The sequence below is a fragment of the Rhizobium sp. CB2179 genome (assembly GCF_057653455.1).
This window is the reverse complement of sequence record NZ_JBYGKR010000004.1, coordinates 128,375-149,752: the sequence shown is the minus strand read 5'-3', so window position 1 is coordinate 149,752 and position 21,378 is coordinate 128,375. Positions and strand designations below refer to the sequence as shown.

The window sequence follows — 21,378 nt, the reverse complement described above, 5'->3', positions numbered from 1 at the left end:
TCCAAGACTATATAGCTAGACAGTCTAGCTAGGAACAGAATCGATGGAATGGCAGTTGCAGGACGCCAAGAACCAATTTTCGAAGGTCGTGCAGAAGGCCCGACAAGAAGGGCCGCAGGTGGTGACCGTGCGGGGCGAGCGTACGGCCGTCGTTCTGTCCGCGCGCGACTACGACGCCCTGCGTGCCGGCAGGCCGACCCTCGTCGACGACTTGCTCGGTGGCCCCGCCTGGGACGATGAGTTCGCCGATGCGGTAGAAGCACGCAACAAGACTCCAAGCCGCGACGTTGCCTTCTGATGTATCTGGTCGACACCAACATCGTCTCGGAGGCGCGACGCGGCACGCCGCAGGCGGTCTCCTGGCTGCGCTCCGTCGATCCGCTCACCATCCACCTGAGCGCGTTGACGCTTGGCGAGATCATGTGCGGCATTGCCCTCAAACAGAAATCGGATCCGAAGACCGCGGCGCATCTCACCGAGTGGCTGCGCAAGCTGCGTTATGATCATGGCGACCGGATCCTGCCGGTGACCGACGAGATCGCCGTCGAATGGGGCCGCATCGCCGCCATCCGGCCGCGTGGCGATATCGACGGGCTGATCGCCGCAACCGCGATCGTTCATGATCTGATTGTCGTCACTCGCAATGTCGGCGATTTTGACGACACCGGCGCAGCGGTGATAAATCCATGGGAGACGGACGCGTGAGCAGTCGAGGCAGCCACTTCCTCGTTTAAAATGGCCTCCTGTGCCTTTGGATAAAGGCCTTGGCTACGTCGGGCCGAGTACTATTGTCGGCGCGTTTGGTGGCAGCATCATGATCTGCTGACCAAGCCTCATCTGTCCGGCGTTTTGATCTGCTCAGCGGAAACGTTGATTGCACCGCAACCCGTCACATGCCGAACAAGCGACGATCCCAGAAGACCGGTTGGTGGAGGCTGGTGGTGATCGACGGGAATTCCGGGTGGGCCGGATTGATCAGCACGTTGCGGTCGACGCGGGCGACGACGCTTGGCACCAGCAGGATGGCGCTGCGCTTTTCCTGGCACCAGCGCTCGCCGAAAGCCTTGCTGACGTTTGCCGGCATGCTGTCCCAGCCGGGCAGCGCGGGCTCGGAGAAAACCTCGTAGCTTAGCCCACGCGGTAGGGTGATCGTGACATAGTGCTGATTGGGTGGCAGCCGCCCGCTGCCATGGACGAGCTTTTCGAGCAGTGCCGTCGAATAATGCTCGCTCGTATAGATGATCGGGCTGCCCGACGTGTTCCACCGGCCAGGCGCGATGGTCGAGCCGGTGGCGTCGAAGATCGGATAGGTTCCGTGGGGATCTCCGATGCGGACGGATGTCAGTGTGCGGTCAAGAACCTGTGCGCTCACGCAGCGCTGCCGTATTTCAGGCTTCCGAGAATATCGAGCACGAGCTCGCCGCCGATCTCGCTCTGGATCACCACGTCGATCGGCCGCCTGTCCTCCAGCATCGCATGCGGCCGAAACAGGAAATCGCGCGCCTCGGTCTCGGTCTGCCAGACATCCAGCGCCGATCCCCAGACGCGCGCCAGACGGGCGAGCTTTATGCCCTCGTCGGAGGAGAGCCGATGCTTGGACTTGCGCCGCTCATAGGTGGCCTTCGGAACGAGCCTATACTTGAACTGAGTATCATCAGGCGCCAGAAGCAGCGCCATGCGATCAAGCGCCTTGACCGGCAAGCCTTCCTCGATGCTGGAGAGCAGGCCAAAGGCCGAGCGCGACGCCGGTTCCCGGGCGGGCAGTCCGAGAACGTCTGCGATGACTGCAAATCCCATCATGACAAAGCTCCTTATCACTTGAGGATATATCTAGCCTCAAGTGAGGCGATGTTCAAGGGTGCCATCCCGGCTTATCTTCGATAGCGGCGGATTGCCGTGCGCGCGAGAGACCGCTATCTTTACCTAAGGCACACGAACAATGAAGGAGGTTGCCTATGTCACCGCGGGACGCCTGATCCAGCAATATCAACACTTCTGCCTTTACAAGGGCATTGATTTCATACACATCGAATCCGTACGGCCGCATGACGATACCACGCTCTTCTGCAGCGCTGGAATGCAGCAGTACAAGCCCCTCTTCACCGATCCCTCCCATAGTGGAACAATCGCAAACAGCCAGGCTTGCCTGCGCATGGGCGACCTCGACGAAATCGGCGACGGAACTCATCTTCTCCATTTCTCCATGCTCGGCCTTTTCTCGTTTAGGGAAATGACCGTCGGCAATGCCATCGATTTCTGGCTCGAGTTTCTGGGAACGGTGGGGCTCGTGCCGGATCATGTGACGATCCATCCCGACCGCCTGGTGGAATGGACGCCGCTCTATGGCGGGCGCGTGGCCATCATGCCGGATCCGGAATGCATGTGGAGCGATGGCAGCATCAGCGGATACTGCACCGAGTTCTACAAGGATGGCGTCGAGATCGGAAACATCGTCAATCCGCTCGGCACCTGCATCGACGTCGGCTTCGGTCTCGAGCGCCTCGACATGATCGTCAACGGCACGCCGCAAGACGATGCGCTTGGGACACTGTGCGAGACGGTCATGACAATCGTGGAAAGCGGCTACCGGCCGGGCAACAGGGAGCAGGGATATGTCTTGCGAAAACTGCTTCGTCGCATCCACAAGATGGGCGGCACGCTCGATCACCCCTTCTTCGCGGAAGAGGTCGAGCGCCAGAAGCGGCTGCGCGCCAAATATCTGCGTCTGCGTGAACGCCATTCCGACATGAGTCCCGCCTGGTGGTTCGACACTCATGGCATCGATCTCTCCGACATCCGGGAGACGATGGACGAATAGCGGAAGCAAGGCCTCCCGCAGACAAAGCGGGAGGCCTTGCCATATGCTGGAAAGTGTCAGCGTTTTGGCCATCCCCTGTTTGCCCAGGCGATGAGCCAGTCACGGAGATGTGCTGCCCGCATTGAACGCTTTCAGTTGCGCGCCGGCTGCAGCCGACGGAAAATCCGCTCGATCTGGGCAACAGCGGCAAAAAAGACGATACCGGAGAACGAGGCGAGCACGACGGCGGCAAAAAGCCTTTCCGCCTGATAGTTGAATGTCGACTGGATGATGACGGCGCCCAGCCCCTGGTTCGAACCGATCCACTCCCCGACGATCGCGCCGATCACACAGGTGGTTGCCGAAATGCGCAGCGAAGCAAAGAGCAAGGGGGCGGATCGTGGGGCGCGTAAGCGCCAGAACGTCTCCCACCCGCTCGCCGAAAGCACATGCATCAGGTCAAGCTCGCTCGCAGTCGCCAGATTGAGGCCCCGGGCCGTATTCACCAGGGTTGGGAAGAAGCAGATGAGAGCGGCGATGATGACCTTTGGCAGCATGCCGAGGCCGAAAATGAGGATGATGATCGGCGCAAGCGCCAGCACGGGGATGGTGTTGAAGAGCAGGACAACGGGAAAATAGGCGGCCTGGAAGCGCGGATTGTAGACAAAGGCAATCGCCATGATCACGGCGAGACTGTTGCCCAGGAGGAAACCGAGACCCGCCTCGCCCCATGTCGGAATCGCATTCGACAGAAGGAAGCGCCATTCGATGCCAAGCGTGCGCAGGATCGCCAGCGGCGTTGGAACGATATAGGCCGGAATACCGAGCGCCGGCACCAGCCACTGCCAGGCGAGAAGCAGCGAAAGGGCGCCGATAACAGGAAGGCCGATTGCCTCGGCGAATGACAACGGACGATGCATCATGCAGCCGAACTCCCCTGCTGCAACAAATGGCGCAGATGGGCGGCTGTCTCCTGGACATCGAGACTCTCGCGCCGACAGAGCCCACGCTCGTCTTTCAGCGGTGCAAGGTCGATCAGCGCCTGGACGCGGCCCGGATTGGCGGCCAGGACCAGCACGCGTCCGCCGAGATAGATCGCCTCGACGACGCTGTGGGTGACGAACAGGATGGTCGTGCCGGTCCGGCGCCAGACGTCCAGAAGCTCGTCGTTCAGTCGTTCACGGGTGATCTCGTCGAGCGCGCCGAAGGGTTCGTCCATGAGCAGGATATCCGGCTCGCATTGAAGCGCGCGCGCTATGGCGACGCGTTGGCGCTGGCCCCCGGACAGTTGATGCGGATAGCGGTCGGCCAGATGCGACAGGCCGACCAGTTCGATCCAGTGGTCGGGCCGCGGATCGACCGATCGCAAGACGCTCTTCTTCCCCACCTGCAGCGGCAGCGCGACATTCTCTTTCACGGTCCGCCACGGCAGCAGCGTTGCGTCCTGAAAGACGAAGGCGACCTCGCGCCGCCGGCGCGCCTCCGACGCTGTCCTGCCGAGCACCGACAGCCGCCCGTCAAGCGGCGGGAGAAGATCCGCCACGGCACGCAGCAAGGTCGACTTGCCGCAGCCAGAGGGACCGAGAATGGTCAGAAACTCGCCCCTGCCGACGCTGAGGTCGACGCCGGACAGAATGCGGGTCGTCTCGACAGCGCCGGCATAACCGACAGCCAGATCCTTGGTTTCGATGGCCGCTGCTTCAGGCAAATCCGCTCTCACGCAATCTTCGGGCGGTCGTCCGCCGTCATGTCCAGGATTTTGGCCGTATAGCAGTCCTCCAGCTTCGGCGCGCCGCTCTTGAACTGGCCGATCTTGTCGTAGACGGAAATCTGTTCGGCAAGCGCCGCCGGATCGAAACTGCCCCAGCCATCCTTACCCGTTGCTGCGTCGAAGCTCAGCGACAATATGCGCGGTATCGTCTTCAGCTCCACGGCAAGGTCGAGCTGCGGATAGGCCTCCACCGTCAATTTGACCGCCTCTTCGGGATGGTCATGCGTCCAGGCCCAACCCTTGGCGACCGCACGCAACACCTTTGCCAATGTCTCAGCATGGCCGGTCACGGCATCGTCGGTGGCAAAATAGACGTTGGCGTAGGACGGCAGGCCCGTGTCCTTCATTATCAGATCAATGCGGTCGGGGCCGATGATGGAAAGGGCTTGCGTGTTAGTGATCCATCCGGTCACTGCATCGACCTGACCGGTCATCAGCGGCGTCATGTCGAAGCCGATATTGGTGATGGTCAGGCTCGAGGGATCGATATTGTTCTTCAGCAGGATGGCATCAAGGACATAACGAGCCGTCGGCTGGATGCCGATGCGCTTGCCGATCATGTCCTTGACGGTGCGGATCGGCGCCTTGGGCAGCGAATAGAAGGCGAAAGGCGCCATGCGGAAACCGCAGGCGAAGATCTTGATCGGCACGCCGGATGACCTGGCAAGAAGAAGCTGTGCCGAATCCGAGAACTGGCCGAGCTGCGCATCACCCGTGATCACGGGCGGCACCGTTGCCGAATTGGGACCGCCAGGGGAAAACTCGACGTCGAGACCCTCGGCCTCGAACAGCCCACGCTTGACTGCGACGATATCGCCGATCTGTCCGTTGCTCATCAGCCAGTCATATTTGATGACGACCTTGGATGCGGCGGCTTTGGAGTGACGCGGCACGAACACGCTGATCCCTGCCGTCGCTGCAGCAAGGGCAAAGGCTCCGCCCTTCAGGACGGTACGCCTGCCGACCACGATTTGTTTGTCTTCCCCGTTCATTTGTTTGCCTTTCCCCTTGTTGGATTGTTGGACGACCGACCGATTGCGCTCGCTATTGCGGGCCGATGTCACCGATCGGGCCACCTGCGGACCACGCATAGATTTCCCAGAGATTGTCGTCAGGATCGGCGAAATAGACGCATCGCGCGTTCCAGACATAATCCTGCGGCGGCGCGTGGAAGAGCACGCCCGCAGCTTTCAGCTCCGCATAGGCAGCATCGACCTGCTCTGGCGAGGCGAGCTCGATGGCCGCGCAGGCCTTGTGCGCACCTTGCGGGGCACGGCGGCTTGAGACACCGGTATTCTCGGCGATATGCTCGATCTCCCAGAGCGCCAGCGTCACGCCCGCCCCTTTGAAATCGGCAAAGCCCGGAGCCCGGCGGCGCGGCTTGAAGCCAAGCCGCTCGACATAGAAGGCCGATGCTTTGTCGATGTCCTCGACCAAAAAGCAGATGTCGGTAATCGGATTAGTTTGGGCAAAAGCGGTCATATGGGCCTCCTGATGGGAAAAGCCTCGCAGACCGCAGCCTCAAGAGATTTCAAATTCGTGCGGTAGTCTTTCGCAAAGCTGCTGATCTGTCATCGGCAAGAGCCGGCTCAAAGACGGACCGAACGCTGGTATTCCTTCGGTGTCGCCCCCATCAGACGGCGAAAGACGCTGGAGAAATGCGCCTGGCTGGAAAAGCCTGTGGCATAAGCGATGTTTGCGAGCGTCTCCTTGCCATCGGCGAGGTAAAGCCGTGCTCGTTCGATCCTGCGTTCGAGAACGAAGCGATGCGGCGCCATGCCAGCCGCCCGTTTGAATTCCCGGCTGAAGTGAAAGGGGCTCATATGGGCCACCCCGGCCAGCTCCTCCACACTCAGATCGGATTTGCCAAGCAGGTTTTCAATGTAGTCGATCACCCGTCGAAGGTTCTCCGATGTCAGCGGACGATCGCCGGCTTCAGGTTTGGCGCCCAGCAGTTTTACAACGCAACAGGCGAGCGCCATCCCCAGATGCTGCATCAAAAGCGGGTCGTCGCGCCCGGTCTTCTCGGCGGCAAATGCAAGGGAGAGCGCGACCTGCAGCGTTGTCGGATCAGTCGTCGCGCTGAGCGCATCACTATCCCAATGCTCGGAATCGAAGCGAGAGCCGCCAATGCTGCTGTAGAGCGCAGGTGACTGGAAGATCGAGATATAATCCGCCGCATCGCCATCGACTTCAAGGGCGGTGGCGGCCGGTTGAAATCCGAGGGTGAACGGCGGCCTCTCAACTTTGCGGAATGCCCCGCTTCCAAGCCGATAGGCATATTTGCCGTGCGCCGTGCGGTTGATCGAAATTCGATGAAGGGAGCCCCTCGAAACCATCTGCCCCGCGGCGCTGCGATAGGTCTCGACAATCATGTCGCGTTGAACGAAAGCCTTGTAGCCTCCAAGGGATGGCCGGCTTATTGAGAAAATCTGCGGGTCGATATCCGGCATTGTTTCATTCTCCCTGGCAGGGGAGAGGCAAGTTGCGCGCCAAGTGGAGCGAAGCTTCGCGCTGGATATCAACATCGCAGCATAAAACCCGACGGTGCCCCGTTAAATCGTGATTTTACGCCTGCTGTCGCGCCACACGGCACCGCGGCCCGGCAGGAGTTCGCCTTCGGCAAATTTGGTCGCATGCGCAAGAATTATGCAGTGCATGTTCTTCTTGATCGGTGGCTGCAGACTCATCGACCGCTCTGAAAACCGCCGAGGCCTCCGGAATCATCCCTGGTCGCGGGAAACCGCGGCCAGGGAAGAGCTTTCGTTTTGTCCACTCTTTCCCCCGGAGATCGTTCTTTTGGAAATTCGTTCCTATCCAGACGCATTAATCCATTTAATCTATAGACATAATTAATTGGAGAGAAATTGCGATGAGTATCGAAAAGTCTGAAAACGGTCTCGGAAGACGAGAGCTGCTGAAACTGTCTGCGGCGGCCGGGGTCGCCGTCGCCGGTGCATCGCTCATCGGACAGAAGTCGGCTTTTGCCGCGGGCGAAGAACTGTCGCTGAAAGGCAAGCGCATCGCCATCAGCGCAACCGGCACCGATCACTTCTTCGACCTGCAGGCCTATAATGCCCAGATCGAGGAGGTAAAGCGCCTCGGTGGCGAGCCGATCGCCGTCGATGCCGGACGCAATGACGGCAAGCTCGTCTCGCAGCTGCAGACGCTGATTGCCCAGAAGCCGGATGCGATCGTTCAGATCCTTGGAACGCTCAGCGTCATCGATCCCTGGCTGAAGAAGGCGCGCGATGCCGGGATCCCGGTTCTGACCGTCGACGTCGGTTCGACCAATTCGATCAACAACACCACCTCCGATAACTGGGGCATCGGCAAGGACCTGGCGCTGCAGCTCGTCTCCGATATTGGCGGCGAAGGCAATATCGTCGTCTTCAACGGCTTCTACGGCGTAACCCCCTGCGCGATCCGCTACGACCAGTTGGTCAATGTCGTCAAATATTTCCCGAAGGTCAAAATCCTCCAGCCGGAACTGCGCGACGTCATTCCGAATACCGTGCAGGACGCCTTCACGCAGATCACGGCGATCCTCAACAAGTATCCGGAAAAGGGTTCGATCAAGGCGATCTGGTCGGCCTGGGACATTCCGCAGCTTGGCGCGACCCAGGCCTTGGCGGCCGCCGGGCGGACCGAGATCCGCACCTACGGTGTCGATGGCAGCCCGGAAGTGCTCCAGCTCATCGCCGATCCGAATTCGCCAGCCGGTGCCGATGTCGCCCAGCAGCCGGCGGAAATCGGCCGCACCGCCATCCGCAACGTCGCCAAGCTGCTCGCCGGCCAGACGCTGCCGCGCGAGACCTATGTTCCGGCACTGCTCGCCAACAAGGCCAATGTCGGCGAAGTCACCAAGAAGCTCGGCATCGGCTGACACTGAACACGAGCGGTCCGGTCATCGCCGGATCGCTCGCAATCTGCCCGCCCGGAGAGATCGATATGACGGCCATTTCGTTGAAGCCGCCGGTGACGGCACGCGACGACATCATCCGCTTTGAAGGCATCGTCAAGCATTTCGGCGGTGCGCAGGCGCTTGCCGGTGCGTCGCTGATCGTCAGGCGCGGCACCATCCACGGTCTCGTCGGCCAGAACGGCGCCGGCAAGTCGACGCTGATCAAACTGCTGGCCGGTCTTCATCAGCCGGATGGCGGCCGGATCGAGATCGAAGGGCAAACATTCGACAGGCTGACACCGCATCTTGCCGAAGAGCTCGGTATCCACTTCATTCACCAGGACCGGCTGTTGGTGCCGACCTTCACCGTCGGCGAAGCTCTGTTCCTTGGCCGGGAACCGCGGATATCGGGCACACCGTTCCTCGACCGGCGACTGATGCAACGTCGCGCGTCTGATATTCTCAACGACTATTTCGGTATCCGGTTGCCGAACGCCGCCTTGATCAGCGAATTGTCGACTGCCGAAAAGCAGATCGTGCAAATCACCCGCGCGCTCCTCAATCAGCCGAAGGTGCTCGTCTTCGATGAGCCGACGGCCGCACTGGTGCGCCGCGAGGCCGATATCCTCTTTCGATTGATCCGCCGTCTGCGCGACGAAGGCGTCACCATCATCTATATCTCGCATTACCTGAACGAAATCGAAGAGCTCTGCGACCACGTCACCGTGCTGCGCAATGGGCTGGACGTCGCCTCCCTGCCGATCGGGGAGACCTCGGCTGGCGCGATTGCGCGGCTGATGGTCGAACGCGACATCAAGGAGATGTTTCCGAAGCCGCAGGTGACGCCCGGCGCGGAAATCCTCAAGGTCGAGCAGCTGTCGGCGCCGGGGAAATATAGCGACATCAGTTTCACGCTTCGCCGCGGCGAGGTGCTTGGCCTCACCGGCCTGCTCGGCTCCGGCGCAAAGGAGCTGGTCCGCACTCTCTTCGGTCTGGAGACCCCGGCTTCCGGCCATATCGAAATCAGTGGCAAGGCTGCCCGTTTCACCAATCCCACCCAGGCGGCCGGCCGCGAGATCGCCCTGGTGCCGGAAGATCGGCGTCGCCACGGCGTCGCGCTCGACCTCAGCGTCGCGGAAAATATCAGTCTTTCCAGCCTTGGCCGCTTCACGCGTTTTGGCTTTCTCGATCCCAGACGCGAACAGCAAGAAGTGGACGCTCTGATTACGCGGCTGCAGGTGAAGACCAATGGGCGGGACGCCCTGCTGCGCACGCTTTCGGGCGGCAACCAGCAGAAGGTGGCCATCGCCAAGTGGCTGAGCCGCCGTTCCGAGGTCTATCTCCTCGACGAGCCGACTGTTGGAGTCGATATCGGCTCCAAGGTCGAGATCTATACGCTGATCGGTGAACTCGCGTCGCGCGGCGCCGGCGTCATCGTGCTGTCTTCGGATCTGCCCGAGCTCATCGGCATCACCGATCGCATCCTGGTGCTCTTCCGCGGCCGCGTGGTGCGGGAATTCGTCTCGTCGGAGACCACGGCAGATGCGGTGCTCGCTCAATCGACCGGATCATCCGAGGGACAACGCCATGTCGGCTGAAGTAGAATTCGCGCCTTCCGGTTTTTCCGCTGCGGAACCGCCTCCCCGGCCGGCCGGCAATATTGCAGCGACCGCGTTGCGCTTCGGATCGCTGATCGCTTTCGCCGCCATCCTGATCATCTTTTCGCTGACCGCACCCTATTTCCTCAGCATCGGCAATATAGGCAACGTACTTGGTCAATCGGCCATCTCCGGTGTGCTTGCCATCGGGTTGACGATCGTGCTGATTGCCGGCGGCTCCAATGTCGTCACCGGCGGCATCGACCTGTCGCTCGCGGCCAATATGGGCCTCAGCGCTGCCGTCTATGCGAGCCTGACGCAGCTCGGCTACGGCGATGCGACGGCGATTGCCGCGGCGATCCTCACCGGCGCCCTGATCGGCACGGTCAATGCCATTGCCATCGTCTATGCCGGCATCGTGCCGCTGCTGGCCACGCTTGCCGTCATGAACGTCGTCGCCGGCCTGGAGTTGGTGCTGACCGGCAATACCGTCCTGCCGGCCTCGACGCCTTTCCTGTCGGCGCTCTCGGCCTCGGATGTTTTCGGCATCCCGGTTCTTGCCTATGTGCTCCTTGGCTTCACGGCCATCACCACGGCGATCGTTCAATATACTCCGCTCGGCCTGCGCCTCTATGCCGTCGGTGAGTTTCCGGATGCGGCGCGTGCCGCCGGTCTGCCGCTTCGCCGGCTGCTGGCCGGCGCCTTCGTTGCCAGCGGCGTCTCCGGCGGCGTCGCTGGCATCCTGTCGGTTTCCTATCTAAGCGGCAGCACGACCGGCGCCGGCGAGATGCTGTTGCCCGTCGTCGTGACGGCCCTGCTCGGCTCGGTCTTTTCGCGCCGGCTGGTTCCGACGGTCACTGGGACGCTGCTTTCGGCCCTTTTGGTCGGCTTCCTGGTCAACGGTTTCCAGCTGCTGAACATTTCGAGCACGCTGGTCAGCGGCGTCCAGGGTGTGCTCATTCTCATCGTCGTTTCCGCGACCACGCTGCTGCGCCGGCAGGAGGCCTGACCATGTCGCTCCAGACCCCTACCCCCGCCAGCATCGGCTTGCCGCGTCTTCTCGCCGGCGGCCTGGTGCGCTATGGGCTGATCCTCGCCCTGGTTGCGGTGTTTGCCGCCTTTTCCGTGGCAACGCCGACATTCCTGACGCCTGCCAATCTGCAGAGCATCCTGGTCAACAATTTCACGCTGCTAGCTATCGTCTCGGTCGCCATGACCTTCGCCGTCGCATCGGGTGGCATCGATCTTTCGGTGGGAACGGCGATGGATTTCGCCAGCTTTGCCTTCGTTTCGCTCGTCCTCGCCGGGCAGCCGGTGGCAGTCGCCGCACTCGCGGGACTGGCCGCCGGAGCGTTCGTCGGCGCCTTCAACGCGCTCTTGATTTCCGGGATCGGCGTGTCGCCGTTCCTCGCCACGCTCGGCACGCTGTTCATCGGCCGCAGCGTTCAGCAGCTGCTGACCAATGGCGGCAATCCGGTCTATCTGCCGCCGAACGGCGTGCCGGAAGCCTTCCGTTTCCTCGGCCACGGCACGATCGTCGGCTTCCCAGTACCGCTTGCCGCTGCCATCGTCGTCATCGCGGCCGCTGCCGTTGTCTTTGCCCGGACGCGTTTCGGCCGCGTCATCCTGTCGATCGGCATCCAGCCGGGCGTCGTGCGCTATTCCGGGATCGCCGCGCCGGCCCATGTCGCGGTGACTTTCATCCTGGTCGGGTTGATCGCGGCAATCGCCGGCCTGATCCTGACCGCAACCGTCACCACCTACATCCCTTCCTCGGGCAATGCCTTCCTGCTCAATGCCATCGGCGCGACCTTCATCGGCACGACGCTCAGCCCACTCGGACGGCCGAATGTCGGCGGCACCGTACTCGGCGCCCTGCTGCTCAGCATCGTCGCCAATGGGCTTCTGCTGACCGATCTGAACTTCTATTGGCAGCAGGTCGGCACGGGAACGCTGATCTTCGCCGTGCTCGCCCTGAGCTTCATCAACAGAAAGGCTGCCGGCGCGTAAGAGCCGGAAGCGGTCCTATCCCGCGGAGGCGTCTGAAATCATTCGCGATACGGCATTCTTCCAGCCGATGATCTTCGTTTGGCGCTCGGTCTCATCCATCGAAGGGCTGAAGCGGCGGTCGCAGGCCCAGGCCTGCGCAAAATCCCGCTTGCCGGGCCAGATGCCGGCTTTCGACCCGGCAAGCCAGGCTGCGCCCAGCGCCGTCGTCTCGCGGATCGCCGACCGGTCGACAGGATTTCCGGTCATGTCGGCCAGGCACTGCATCGTCCAATCCGAAGCCGCCATGCCGCCATCGACGCGCAGCACCGTTTCCAGCTGGTTGACGCCCCAGTCCTTCTTCATCGCCACCAGCAGGTCGAGCGTCTGGTAGGCGACGGATTCAAGCACCGCGCGGGCAAATTCCGCCGGCCCGCTGTTTCGCGTCAGACCGAAGATCGCGCCGCGCGCAGCCGGATCCCAATAGGGGGCGCCGAGGCCGGTGAAGGCCGGAACGATGTAGACCTGCTGTCCGGGATCGGCCTTGGCGGCAAGCACTCCCGCCTCCGACGCCTGGTCGATAATGCCGAGGCCGTCGCGCAGCCATTGCACGGCGGCACCGGCGATGAAGATCGAGCCTTCGAGCGCATAGGTCGTCTCGCCGTCGAGCCGGCAGGCGATCGTCGTCAGCATCCGGTTGGAAGAGGAAACCCGATCCCGGCCGGTGTTCAGCAGGGCAAAGCAGCCGGTGCCATAGGTGGATTTCATCATGCCGGGTTCGAAGCAGGCATTGCCCATCGCCGCCGCCTGCTGGTCGCCGGCGACCCCGAGGATCGGAAGTTCCGCGCCGAACAGCGCCTTGTCGACGCGGCCGAAATCATCGGCGCATTCCCTGACGTCAGGAAGCATGGCGGCCGGAATGCGGAGAATGCCGAGAAGCTCCTCATCCCAGGCACCGTCATCGATATTGTAGAGCAGCGTCCTCGATGCATTGGTCGCATCGGTGGCATGCACGCGTCCATCAGTCAGATTGTAGATCAGCCAGCTGTCGATCGTGCCAAAGCAGACGTCGCCCACTTCCGCCTTCTCACGCAGGCCATCGACATTGTCGAGCAGCCAGCGCAGCTTCGTTCCGGAGAAATAGGGGTCGAGCAGCAGCCCGGTCTTGGCGCTGAACAGCTTCTCGTATCCATCGGCCTTCAGGCTCTCGCACATCTCGGCCGTGCGCCTGTCCTGCCAGACGATCGCGTGGTGAAGCGGTGTCCCGGACCTGCGATCCCAGACGACCGCCGTCTCGCGCTGATTAGTAATGCCGATCGCGGCAATGTCGGCGGCATCAAGTCCGGCATCGGCGATCGCCTTGCGCACAGTATCGACGACGGACTGCCAGATTTCGGCAGCGTCATGCTCCACCCATCCGGGCTGCGGATAATATTGAATGATCTCCGCTTGCGCCGAGCCGGCCATTTTCATGTCGCCGTCGAAGACGATCGCGCGCGAGGAGGTCGTGCCCTGGTCGATTGAAAGAATATAGCCGCTCATATCCGTCTCCGGCTCGCACGAAACCGCTCCTGCCGAGGACAGCAGGACGCGGACGTTTCATGAGAGAAAGATTGTGGGTGCCACCGGCTTGTTGCCGGTGGCAGGAAGTGATGGCCGGAAGCCCCGTCGCTTCCGGCCGGGTCCGCCTTACTTCGACTGCCAGCTCTTGACGAGTTCGTCGTAATTGACCGTGACCGGCTTTTCCTTCTCGTTCTCGATCTTCAGCTGCGGCGCAAGGTTGCCCTTCTTCACCGCATCCGCGTTCCAATAGGCGAGATCATGCTCCTCGGCGAGTTTCGGGCCGATATCGCCCTGGACGCCCGATTTCTCGATACGTCCCATGACCTTCTCCTGCTCGCCGCAAAGAGAATCCATGGCTTCCTGCGGTGTCTTGGCGCCGGCAGCGGCGTCACCGATAGCCTGCCACCAAAGCTGAGCCAGCTTCGGATAATCGGGAACGTTGGTACCGGTTGGCGACCACTGGACGCGGGCGGGCGAACGATAGAACTCGATCAGGCCGCCGAGCTTCGGAGCGCGCTCCGTAAAGCTCTTGTCGCGAATGGTAGATTCGCGGATGAAGGTGAGACCGAGCTGGCTCTTCTTCACGTCAACCGTCTTGGAGGTCACGAACTGTGCATAGAGCCACGCGGCTTTTGCACGGTCCGTCGGGGTCGATTTCATCAGCGTCCAGGAACCGACGTCCTGATAGCCAAGCTTCATGCCGTCTTTCCAGTAAACGCCATGCGGGCTCGGTGCCATGCGCCATTTCGGCGTACCGTCTTCATTCATAACAGGCAGGCCAGGCTTGACCATGTCTGCGGTGAACGCAGTGTACCAGAAGATCTGCTGCGCGACGTTACCCTGCGCCGGCACCGGACCGGATTCCGAGAAGGTCATGCCCTGAGCTTCCGGCGGTGCATACGCCTTCAACCAATCGAGATACTTCTGGATCGAATAGACCGATGCAGGGCCGTTGGTATCGCCGCCACGCGCGACGCACGAACCGACGGGACGCGAATTCTCGTCGACCTTGATACCCCATTCGTCGACCGGAAGACCGTTCGGCAGACCCTTGTCACCGTTGCCGGCCATCGAAAGCCAAGCGTCGGTGAAGCGCCAGCCAAGCGACGGGTCCTTTTTGCCGTAATCCATATGGCCGAAGACCTTCTTGCCATTGACGTCACGGCCGGTAAAGAATTCGGCAATGTCCTCATAGGCCGACCAGTTGACCGGAACGCCGAGATCGTAGCCGTATTTCGCCTTGAAATCGGCCTTGTTCTTCTCGTCGTTGAACCAGTCGTAACGGAACCAATAGAGGTTGGCGAATTGCTGGTCGGGAAGCTGGTAGAGCTTCTTGTCCGGCGCTGTCGTGAACTTGGTGCCGATGAAGTCGTCGATATCGAGGCCGGGGTTGGTAACGTCCTTGCCTTCGCCGGCCATCCAGTCGGTCAGGTTGCGCACCTGCTGATAGCGCCAGTGGGTGCCGATCAAGTCGGAGTCGTTGACCCAGCCGTCATAAAGGTTCTGCCCGGTCTGCATCTGCGTCTGGATCTTCTCGACAACGTCACCCTCTTGAATGACGTCGTGCGTGACCTTTATCCCGGTAATCGCAGTAAAGGCCGGAGCCAGAACCTCGGACTCATACTTGTGGGTGGTCAAGGTTTCCGAAACAACCTTGATGTCCATCCCCTGGAAAGGCTTCGCAGCATCGATGAACCATTGCATTTCCTTTTCCTGGTCGGCGCGAGAAAGCGTCGACACGTCGCCGATCTCTTTATCCAGAAAAGTTTTTGCCTCGTCCATGCCGGCATAGGCCGACCCGGTCATGGCCAGCAGCACGGCTGCTGTCGTCGTCAATAAATGCCTTCGCATGATATCCTCCCAGGGTTTTGCGATTGCAGTCTTCACGTCTCAGGCGGCCAGAAAAACCCGGCCATCTGCATCAGTTTGCCTCACACGTAACGGAATACGCCAACGGCGTAGACAACGGAGAGAGCGAGAGCCCACCAGAGGCTTGATCCAGCGAGACCAAGCCAGGCAAGATGGATAAAGGCGCTGCCGAGCAGCGAAAGGAAAAGCCGGTCACCGCGCGTCGTCTCGAAGCGCAGGATTCCGATCCGGGGATTGCCGCCCGGAGCGGCGTATTCCCAGACCCCCATGCCGATCAGCAGCAATGCGATAACGACGAAGAAAGTGGCCGTCGGCCAGGTCCACGCCATCCATGAAAAATCGGGAAGCGAAAAGCTCATCAAACCCTCCCCAGGGCGAAGCCCTTGGCGATGTAATTGCGCACAAACCAGATCACCAGCGCCCCTGGGATCAAGGTCAGAACACCCGCGGCGGCGAGCAAGCCCCAATCCATGCCGGATGCAGAGACGGTACGGGTCATGGTGGCAGCGATCGGCTTGGCGTCGGTCGTCGTCAGCGTTCGTGCGATCAGCAACTCGACCCAAGAGAACATGAAACAGAAGAAGCAGGCGACACCTATGCCGCTCGCAATCAGCGGCGTGAAGATCTTCAGGAAAAAGCGCGGGAACGAATAGCCATCGATATAGGCCGTTTCGTCGATTTCCTTCGGCACGCCGGACATGAAGCCTTCAAGGATCCAGACCGCAAGCGGCACGTTGAAGAGGCAATGCGCCAATGCCACGGCGATGTGCGTATCGATCAGCCCAAAGGCTGAGTAGAGCTGGAAGAACGGCAGGGCAAAGACCGCCGGCGGCGCCATCCGGTTCGTCAGCAACCAGAAGAAAAGATGCTTGTCACCAAGGAACCGATAACGGGAAAAGGCATAGGCCGCCGGCAGCGCGGCTGCCACCGAGATCACCATGTTGATCACGACATAGGTGATTGAATTGATGTAGCCGGAATACCACGCCTTCTCCGTGAAGATCGTCACGTAATTGGCGATCGTCGGGTTATGAGGATAAAGCGTCAGAGAATTGACGATTTCCGCGTTGGTCTTGAAGCTCATATTGACGAGCCAATAGATCGGCAGCAGGAGCACAATGATATAGATCGTCGGAACCACCCACCACCAGCGCGATTCCTCGCCGCGCCGGCGCATCAGACGGCTGACTTCATCGGAGGAGAGACCGCTTGCGACACTGGTAGCGCCAGAGATTTTTCGGCTCGCTGTCGTTTCGTTGGAGGCGCTCATTTCAATTCTCCGCGTCGTGGCTTGTCATGACGGTGTAGAACACCCACGAAAGCAGCAGGATGATCAGGAAATAGACCAGCGACATGGCAGCGGCCGGACCGAGGTCAAACTGTCCGAGGGCGGTCTTGACCAGATCGATCGACAGGAAAGTGGTCGCGTTGCCGGGACCGCCACCAGTGACGACAAAAGGCTCGGTGTAGATCATGAAACTATCCATGAAACGCAGCAGCACGGCGATCAGAAGAACGCGCTTCATCTTTGGCAGCTGGATATAGCGGAACACGGCCCAACGAGACGCACCGTCGATCTTGGCTGCCTGATAGAAAGCATCCGGAATGGAAACGAGGCCTGCATAGCAAAGCAAGACGACCAGGCTCGTCCAGTGCCAGACATCCATGATGATGATCGTCACCCAGGCGTCGAACGGATCCTGCACATAGTTGTAATCGATGCCGATGGCATTGATGTAATAGCCAAACAAACCAATGTCGTTGCGGCCGAACACCTGCCAGATCGTGCCGACAACGTTCCACGGGATCAGCAGTGGTAGCGCCATCAGAACCAGGCACACCGGCACGCCGATGCCCGATTTCGGCATGTTGAGCGCAATGAAGATACCGAGCGGGATCTCAAGAGCGAGAATGATCAACGAAAAAATCAGGTTTCGCTGTAGGGCGGCCCAGAATCGGTCGGAATGCAGGATTTCCGTAAACCAGTCAGTTCCGTTCCAGAAGAACTGGTTGTTTCCGAAAGTGTCCTGAACGGAATAGTTCACAACCGTCATCAAGGGAATGACGGCCGAGAATGCCACCAGCACAAGGACCGGCAAGACCAGAAACCACGCTTTGTTGTTCCAGGTTTTTTCCATCATCAAGCCTCCGGTCCGGCGCGCCAAGAGTCGGCATAGATACTGATACCCGATGGCTCGAAGGTCACCCGCGGATCAGCCGGAATGTCCTCGTCCTCAGGGACGACTATCGCGATCGGCTGGCCGGCAAACTGCGCGCGGACGATCTTCTGCCGGCCGATATCTTCCACCTTGCTGACGGTCACAGGCATGCCCTCGCGGCCGACCCGAACAAACTCGGGCCGGATTCCAAGCTCTACCTTGGCCGCTGCCGAAATCTTTGGCGCATAGTCGAGCGTCAGCGCATGCTCGCCGACCCGAACCGTGCGGCCTTCCACCTTGGCTGGCATGAAGTTCATGCCCGGAGAACCGATGAAGTAGCCGACGAAGGTATGACTCGGACGCTCGAAGAGCTCGGCCGGCGTGCCGATCTGCACGATCTCGCCATCGTACATCACCACGACTTTGTCGGCGAAGGTCAGCGCCTCCGTCTGGTCATGCGTGACATAGACCATTGTAAAACCGAACTGCTTATGCAGCCGCTTCAGCTGCGATCGCAGCACCCATTTCATATGCGGATCGATAACAGTGAGCGGCTCGTCAAAGAGAATCGCGTTCACATCCGAGCGCACCAGGCCGCGGCCGAGCGAAATCTTCTGCTTTTGGTCCGCCGTCAAACCGCGCGCGCGACGCTTGGCCCAATCTGCAAGATCAATCATCTCCAATATTTCGCGGACACGACGATCAACATCAGGCTCCGCGACTCCGCGGTTGCGCAAGGGGAAGGCCAGATTGTCATAGACGGTCATCGTGTCGTAGATGACCGGAAACTGGAATACCTGCGCAATATTTCGCTGCTGCGTCGGCAGGTTCGTAACATCCTGTCCGTCGAAGAGAATTCGTCCTTCGGAGGGCTGAATAAGGCCGGAAATGATATTGAGCAGCGAGGTCTTTCCGCAGCCTGAAGGTCCGAGCAGCGCATAGGCACCGCCATCGTTCCACTCGTGGTGCACTTCCTTGAGAGCGTAGTCCTTCTCGCTCTTCGGGTTCGGCCCATAGGCATGTCGAATATGATCGAGGGTGATACGTGCCATGATCTTCTCCTAGCCCCTCTGCCTGGCAGCGGTGATCGCCTGGCCGTCCGCGCCGAACGCCATCAGGTGGCGCGTATCGATGAAAACGGAGAGATCCGTGTCCGGGTCGACATTGAGGATGCCGTGCGCAAGCATCACCCAGCGGGTGTCGGCAAATTGCAGATGCACGAAACTCTCCGACCCGGTGATCTCCGAAATCTGTGTCCGTGCTGTCAGCCGCGCCGAATCAGCCGTCTGGGCGGTTGGTGCAAGATGATGGGGGTGAAACGCGATCGTTGCCGGCCCGTCTGGCACGTTCTGAAGATGCCGCGGCACGGCAAAAATCACAGCGCCGTCGCGCAGGAAATTGCCTGCCGATTTGATTAGATCAATAAAATTCAGCGGCGGATCGGCAAAGGTTTTCGCCGTCGTCAGATCGAGCGGATTGCGATAGACCTCGACCGTCGGGCCAAACTGGGTGATCCGGCCCTCGCTGAGCGTTGCCGTATTGCCGCCCAGCAACAAGGCTTCGGAGGGTTCCGTCGTGGCATAAACGAAGATCGCGCCGGACTGGGCGAAAATGCGCGGCAATTCCTGCCGCAATTCCTCGCGCAGCTTGTAGTCGAGGTTGGCAAGCGGCTCGTCCATCAAAACAAGGCTCGCATTCTTCACGAGTGCACGGGCAAGCGCCGTGCGCTGCTGCTGGCCGCCCGAGAGGTTGAGCGGCGTGCGATCGAGATAAGGCCCGAGTTTCAGAAGTTCGGCAGCCTTGCGTACCTCCAGATCGATGATCTTGGCATCCTTGCCGGCAATCCGCAGCGGCGAGGCAATATTCTCGTAGACCGTCAATGCCGGATAATTGATGAACTGTTGGTAGACCATGGCGACGTTGCGCTTCTGCACCGGCATGCCGGTGACGTCAGTGCCGTCGAAATGGATGGAGCCGCCTGTGGGACGGTCAAGCCCCGCCATCAGCCGCATCAGAGAGGTCTTACCCGCGAGCGTCGGCCCGAGCAGGACGTTCAGCGTGCCTCGCTCGAGAACCAGATCAGTCGGATAGATATGATAGTCCGCGCCCACCATCTTGGCAGCGTTTCGCAGTTCCAGCATTCCGATTCCCGTGCCTCCACGCATCGGGGACCACATGGCTCCTACCCGGCCATCGCCGGCATGGCAGCCATGTACTCCTCCAGTGACTGGGCCTGCTCCTTCGAAAGGCGCAGACCATCCTTTGTTCTCCTCCACAGCACGTCTTCGGCGTGCCGGGCCCATTCATGTTCGACGAGATAGGTGACCTCTGCCTCGTAGAGATCGCCGCCGAACAGCCGTCCGAGATCGTCGATGCCGCTGGCATCGCCAAGCAGCGCCTCGGCCCTGGTGCCATAGCGGCGCACCAGCCGGCGGGCATGCCGATCGGCGAGGAACGAATAACGCCGCTTCAGCTTGGCGACCTCCGCCTCGTAACCCTTGACCGCGAAATCGCCGCCCGGCAGATGGCTTTTGGCCGTCCACGGGGCGCCTTTGGCGCCGATCGCAGCGCCGATCTTCTCCAGCGCATGTTCGGAAAGCCGGCGATAGGTGGTGAGCTTGCCGCCGAAGACGTTGAGCAGTGGCGCCGCGGCACCTTCGCCTTCCAGCTTCAGCACATAGTCGCGCGTCGCCTCCTGCGCCTTCGAGGCGCCGTCATCATAAAGTGGCCTGACCGCAGAATAGGTCCAGACGATATCCTCCGGCCTGACCGGCTCCTTGAAATATTCCGACGCCGCATTGCAAAGGTAGACGGTCTCCTCCTCGGAGATCCGGACATCCCGGGGATCGGCGGTGTAGTCGCGATCCGTGGTGCCGATCAGGGTGAAGTCGCCCTCGTAGGGGATGGCGAAGATGATCCGGTTGTCGGGGTTCTGGAAGAAATAGGCTCTCACATCGTCGAACTTCTTCTTCACGACGATATGGCTGCCCTGGACGAGGCGGACATGGTGGGCTTCGTTCTGGCCGAAGGCGGAACGAATGACATGGTCGACCCAGGGACCGGCGGCATTGACCAGCATCCGAGCCTGATGGCTGTCATTGCGACCGGTGATGGTATCGGTGGTCTCGATATGCCATAGGCCATTCTCGCGCTTTGCCGACACCACCTTGGTGCGCGGCATGATCAGCGCCCCCTTGTCGGCGGCATCGCGGGCGTTCAGCACCACCATGCGGGCATCGTCGACCCAGCCGTCGGAATATTCGAAAGCCTTGGAAAACAGCGCCTTCAGCGGCTTGCCGGCCGGATCGCGGCGCATGTCGAGAACGGATGTCGGCGGTAGCAGCTTGCGGCCGCCAAGATGGTCGTAGAGGAAGAGGCCGAGCCGGATCAGCCAGGCCGGACGGATGCCGCCCTTGTGGTAGGGCAATACGAAACGCAGCGGCCAGATGATGTGCGGCGCCATCGCCCAGAGGATCTCGCGCTCCATCAGCGATTCCCGCACCAGGCGGAATTCATAATGCTCGAGGTAACGCAGGCCGCCATGGATCAGCTTGGTGGCGCCCGACGAGGTACCCGAGGCGAAATCGTTCATCTCCGCCAGCGCCACCGAATAACCGCGCCCGACGGCATCGCGCGCAATGCCGCAGCCGTTGATGCCGCCACCGATGACGAATATGTCGTGAATATTTCGGCCCAATTCCCCCTCCGAGCCCGCCGTCAATTTCGCATCG

The 21,378-nt window shown here is 60.8% G+C and carries 22 protein-coding genes; 7 read left to right on the top strand and 15 right to left on the bottom strand.

Going from position 1 to position 21,378, the window contains the following annotated elements; all coding sequences use genetic code 11:
• Positions 1 to 43 precede the first annotated feature (43 nt).
• Both AC244Q_RS32365 and AC244Q_RS32360 read left to right on the top strand, forming a co-directional pair.
• Positions 44 to 298 (top strand): type II toxin-antitoxin system Phd/YefM family antitoxin, encoded by a 255-nt coding sequence (locus tag AC244Q_RS32365; protein WP_011649626.1) that lies wholly within the window; start codon positions 44 to 46, stop codon positions 296 to 298.
• A complete protein-coding gene (locus AC244Q_RS32360) occupies positions 298 to 705 on the top strand; it encodes a type II toxin-antitoxin system VapC family toxin (RefSeq protein ID WP_128407271.1) in 408 nt (135 codons plus the stop codon). Before AC244Q_RS32365 ends, AC244Q_RS32360 begins: the two co-directional genes overlap by 1 nt.
• Positions 706 to 889: 184 nt before the next feature.
• On the opposite strand, the gene AC244Q_RS32355 is transcribed toward AC244Q_RS32360, so the two are convergent.
• Complete coding sequence (locus AC244Q_RS32355) at positions 890 to 1,372, bottom strand: RES family NAD+ phosphorylase (protein WP_012760170.1); 483 nt, start codon at positions 1,370 to 1,372, stop codon at positions 890 to 892.
• The gene (locus AC244Q_RS32350; protein ID WP_018070805.1) at positions 1,369 to 1,800 is read right to left on the bottom strand and encodes an antitoxin Xre-like helix-turn-helix domain-containing protein; all 432 of its coding nucleotides are present in this window, start codon (positions 1,798 to 1,800) and stop codon (positions 1,369 to 1,371) included. The genes AC244Q_RS32355 and AC244Q_RS32350 overlap by 4 nt, the downstream gene beginning before the upstream one ends.
• A gap of 139 nt (positions 1,801 to 1,939) precedes the next feature.
• Between AC244Q_RS32350 and AC244Q_RS32345 the strand changes: the two genes are divergently transcribed.
• The gene (locus tag AC244Q_RS32345; RefSeq protein WP_113546844.1) at positions 1,940 to 2,818 is read left to right on the top strand and encodes an alanine--tRNA ligase-related protein; all 879 of its coding nucleotides are present in this window, start codon (positions 1,940 to 1,942) and stop codon (positions 2,816 to 2,818) included.
• Positions 2,819 to 2,949: 131 nt separating this feature from the next.
• Here the strand turns inward: AC244Q_RS32345 and AC244Q_RS32340 are convergent, their stop codons facing one another.
• The 5 genes from AC244Q_RS32340 to AC244Q_RS32320 all read right to left on the bottom strand — a co-directional run bounded on the left by AC244Q_RS32340 (position 2,950) and on the right by AC244Q_RS32320 (position 7,021).
• The gene (locus tag AC244Q_RS32340) at positions 2,950 to 3,720 is read right to left on the bottom strand and encodes an ABC transporter permease (RefSeq protein WP_128407272.1); all 771 of its coding nucleotides are present in this window, start codon (positions 3,718 to 3,720) and stop codon (positions 2,950 to 2,952) included.
• Entirely contained in the window at positions 3,717 to 4,505 is a 789-nt protein-coding gene (locus tag AC244Q_RS32335) for an ABC transporter ATP-binding protein (protein ID WP_041935945.1), read from the bottom strand. Before AC244Q_RS32335 ends, AC244Q_RS32340 begins: the two co-directional genes overlap by 4 nt.
• 8 nt (positions 4,506 to 4,513) lie before the next feature.
• Positions 4,514 to 5,560 carry an ABC transporter substrate-binding protein gene (locus AC244Q_RS32330; RefSeq protein WP_041935946.1) on the bottom strand — a complete coding sequence of 349 codons (1,047 nt, stop codon included), beginning with the start codon at positions 5,558 to 5,560 and terminating at the stop codon, positions 4,514 to 4,516.
• Positions 5,561 to 5,612: 52 nt separating this feature from the next.
• Positions 5,613 to 6,050, bottom strand: coding sequence for a VOC family protein (locus AC244Q_RS32325; RefSeq protein WP_012760175.1), 438 nt, complete (start codon positions 6,048 to 6,050; stop codon positions 5,613 to 5,615).
• Between the two features lie 107 nt (positions 6,051 to 6,157).
• A complete protein-coding gene (locus AC244Q_RS32320) occupies positions 6,158 to 7,021 on the bottom strand; it encodes a helix-turn-helix transcriptional regulator (RefSeq protein WP_128407273.1) in 864 nt (287 codons plus the stop codon).
• Positions 7,022 to 7,440: 419 nt separating this feature from the next.
• Here AC244Q_RS32320 and AC244Q_RS32315 point away from each other — a divergent pair, with 419 nt between their 5' ends.
• The 4 genes from AC244Q_RS32315 (at position 7,441) to AC244Q_RS32300 (ending at position 12,080) form a co-directional block, all read left to right on the top strand.
• Positions 7,441 to 8,454: a sugar ABC transporter substrate-binding protein gene (locus AC244Q_RS32315; protein WP_012759887.1), complete on the top strand. Its 1,014-nt coding sequence runs from the start codon at positions 7,441 to 7,443 to the stop codon at positions 8,452 to 8,454.
• A gap of 65 nt (positions 8,455 to 8,519) precedes the next feature.
• Complete coding sequence (locus tag AC244Q_RS32310) at positions 8,520 to 10,070, top strand: sugar ABC transporter ATP-binding protein (protein ID WP_128407274.1); 1,551 nt, start codon at positions 8,520 to 8,522, stop codon at positions 10,068 to 10,070.
• Positions 10,060 to 11,079, top strand: a complete 1,020-nt coding sequence (locus AC244Q_RS32305; RefSeq protein ID WP_128407275.1) for an ABC transporter permease — start codon at positions 10,060 to 10,062, stop codon at positions 11,077 to 11,079. The genes AC244Q_RS32310 and AC244Q_RS32305 overlap by 11 nt, the downstream gene beginning before the upstream one ends.
• Positions 11,080 to 11,081: 2 nt before the next feature.
• Positions 11,082 to 12,080: an ABC transporter permease gene (locus AC244Q_RS32300; RefSeq protein WP_128407276.1), complete on the top strand. Its 999-nt coding sequence runs from the start codon at positions 11,082 to 11,084 to the stop codon at positions 12,078 to 12,080.
• 15 nt (positions 12,081 to 12,095) lie between these two features.
• Here AC244Q_RS32300 and glpK read toward each other — a convergent pair whose 3' ends face one another.
• The 8 genes from glpK to glpD all read right to left on the bottom strand — a co-directional run bounded on the left by glpK (position 12,096) and on the right by glpD (position 21,344).
• Complete coding sequence (gene glpK, locus AC244Q_RS32295) at positions 12,096 to 13,598, bottom strand: glycerol kinase GlpK (RefSeq protein WP_128407277.1); 1,503 nt, start codon at positions 13,596 to 13,598, stop codon at positions 12,096 to 12,098.
• Between the two features lie 147 nt (positions 13,599 to 13,745).
• Positions 13,746 to 15,470, bottom strand: a complete 1,725-nt coding sequence (locus AC244Q_RS32290) for an ABC transporter substrate-binding protein (RefSeq protein ID WP_003552212.1) — start codon at positions 15,468 to 15,470, stop codon at positions 13,746 to 13,748.
• Between the two features lie 80 nt (positions 15,471 to 15,550).
• A complete protein-coding gene (locus tag AC244Q_RS32285; RefSeq protein WP_003552210.1) occupies positions 15,551 to 15,847 on the bottom strand; it encodes a DUF2160 domain-containing protein in 297 nt (98 codons plus the stop codon).
• Positions 15,847 to 16,758, bottom strand: coding sequence for a carbohydrate ABC transporter permease (locus AC244Q_RS32280; RefSeq protein WP_012759893.1), 912 nt, complete (start codon positions 16,756 to 16,758; stop codon positions 15,847 to 15,849). Before AC244Q_RS32280 ends, AC244Q_RS32285 begins: the two co-directional genes overlap by 1 nt.
• A gap of 1 nt (position 16,759) precedes the next feature.
• The gene (locus tag AC244Q_RS32275; RefSeq protein WP_012759894.1) at positions 16,760 to 17,626 is read right to left on the bottom strand and encodes a carbohydrate ABC transporter permease; all 867 of its coding nucleotides are present in this window, start codon (positions 17,624 to 17,626) and stop codon (positions 16,760 to 16,762) included.
• Between the two features lie 2 nt (positions 17,627 to 17,628).
• Positions 17,629 to 18,699 carry an ABC transporter ATP-binding protein gene (locus AC244Q_RS32270; protein WP_012759895.1) on the bottom strand — a complete coding sequence of 357 codons (1,071 nt, stop codon included), beginning with the start codon at positions 18,697 to 18,699 and terminating at the stop codon, positions 17,629 to 17,631.
• Positions 18,700 to 18,708: 9 nt separating this feature from the next.
• Entirely contained in the window at positions 18,709 to 19,788 is a 1,080-nt protein-coding gene (locus tag AC244Q_RS32265) for an ABC transporter ATP-binding protein (protein WP_012759896.1), read from the bottom strand.
• Between the two features lie 41 nt (positions 19,789 to 19,829).
• Positions 19,830 to 21,344, bottom strand: coding sequence for a glycerol-3-phosphate dehydrogenase (gene glpD / locus AC244Q_RS32260; protein ID WP_012759897.1), 1,515 nt, complete (start codon positions 21,342 to 21,344; stop codon positions 19,830 to 19,832).
• Positions 21,345 to 21,378 lie beyond the last annotated feature (34 nt).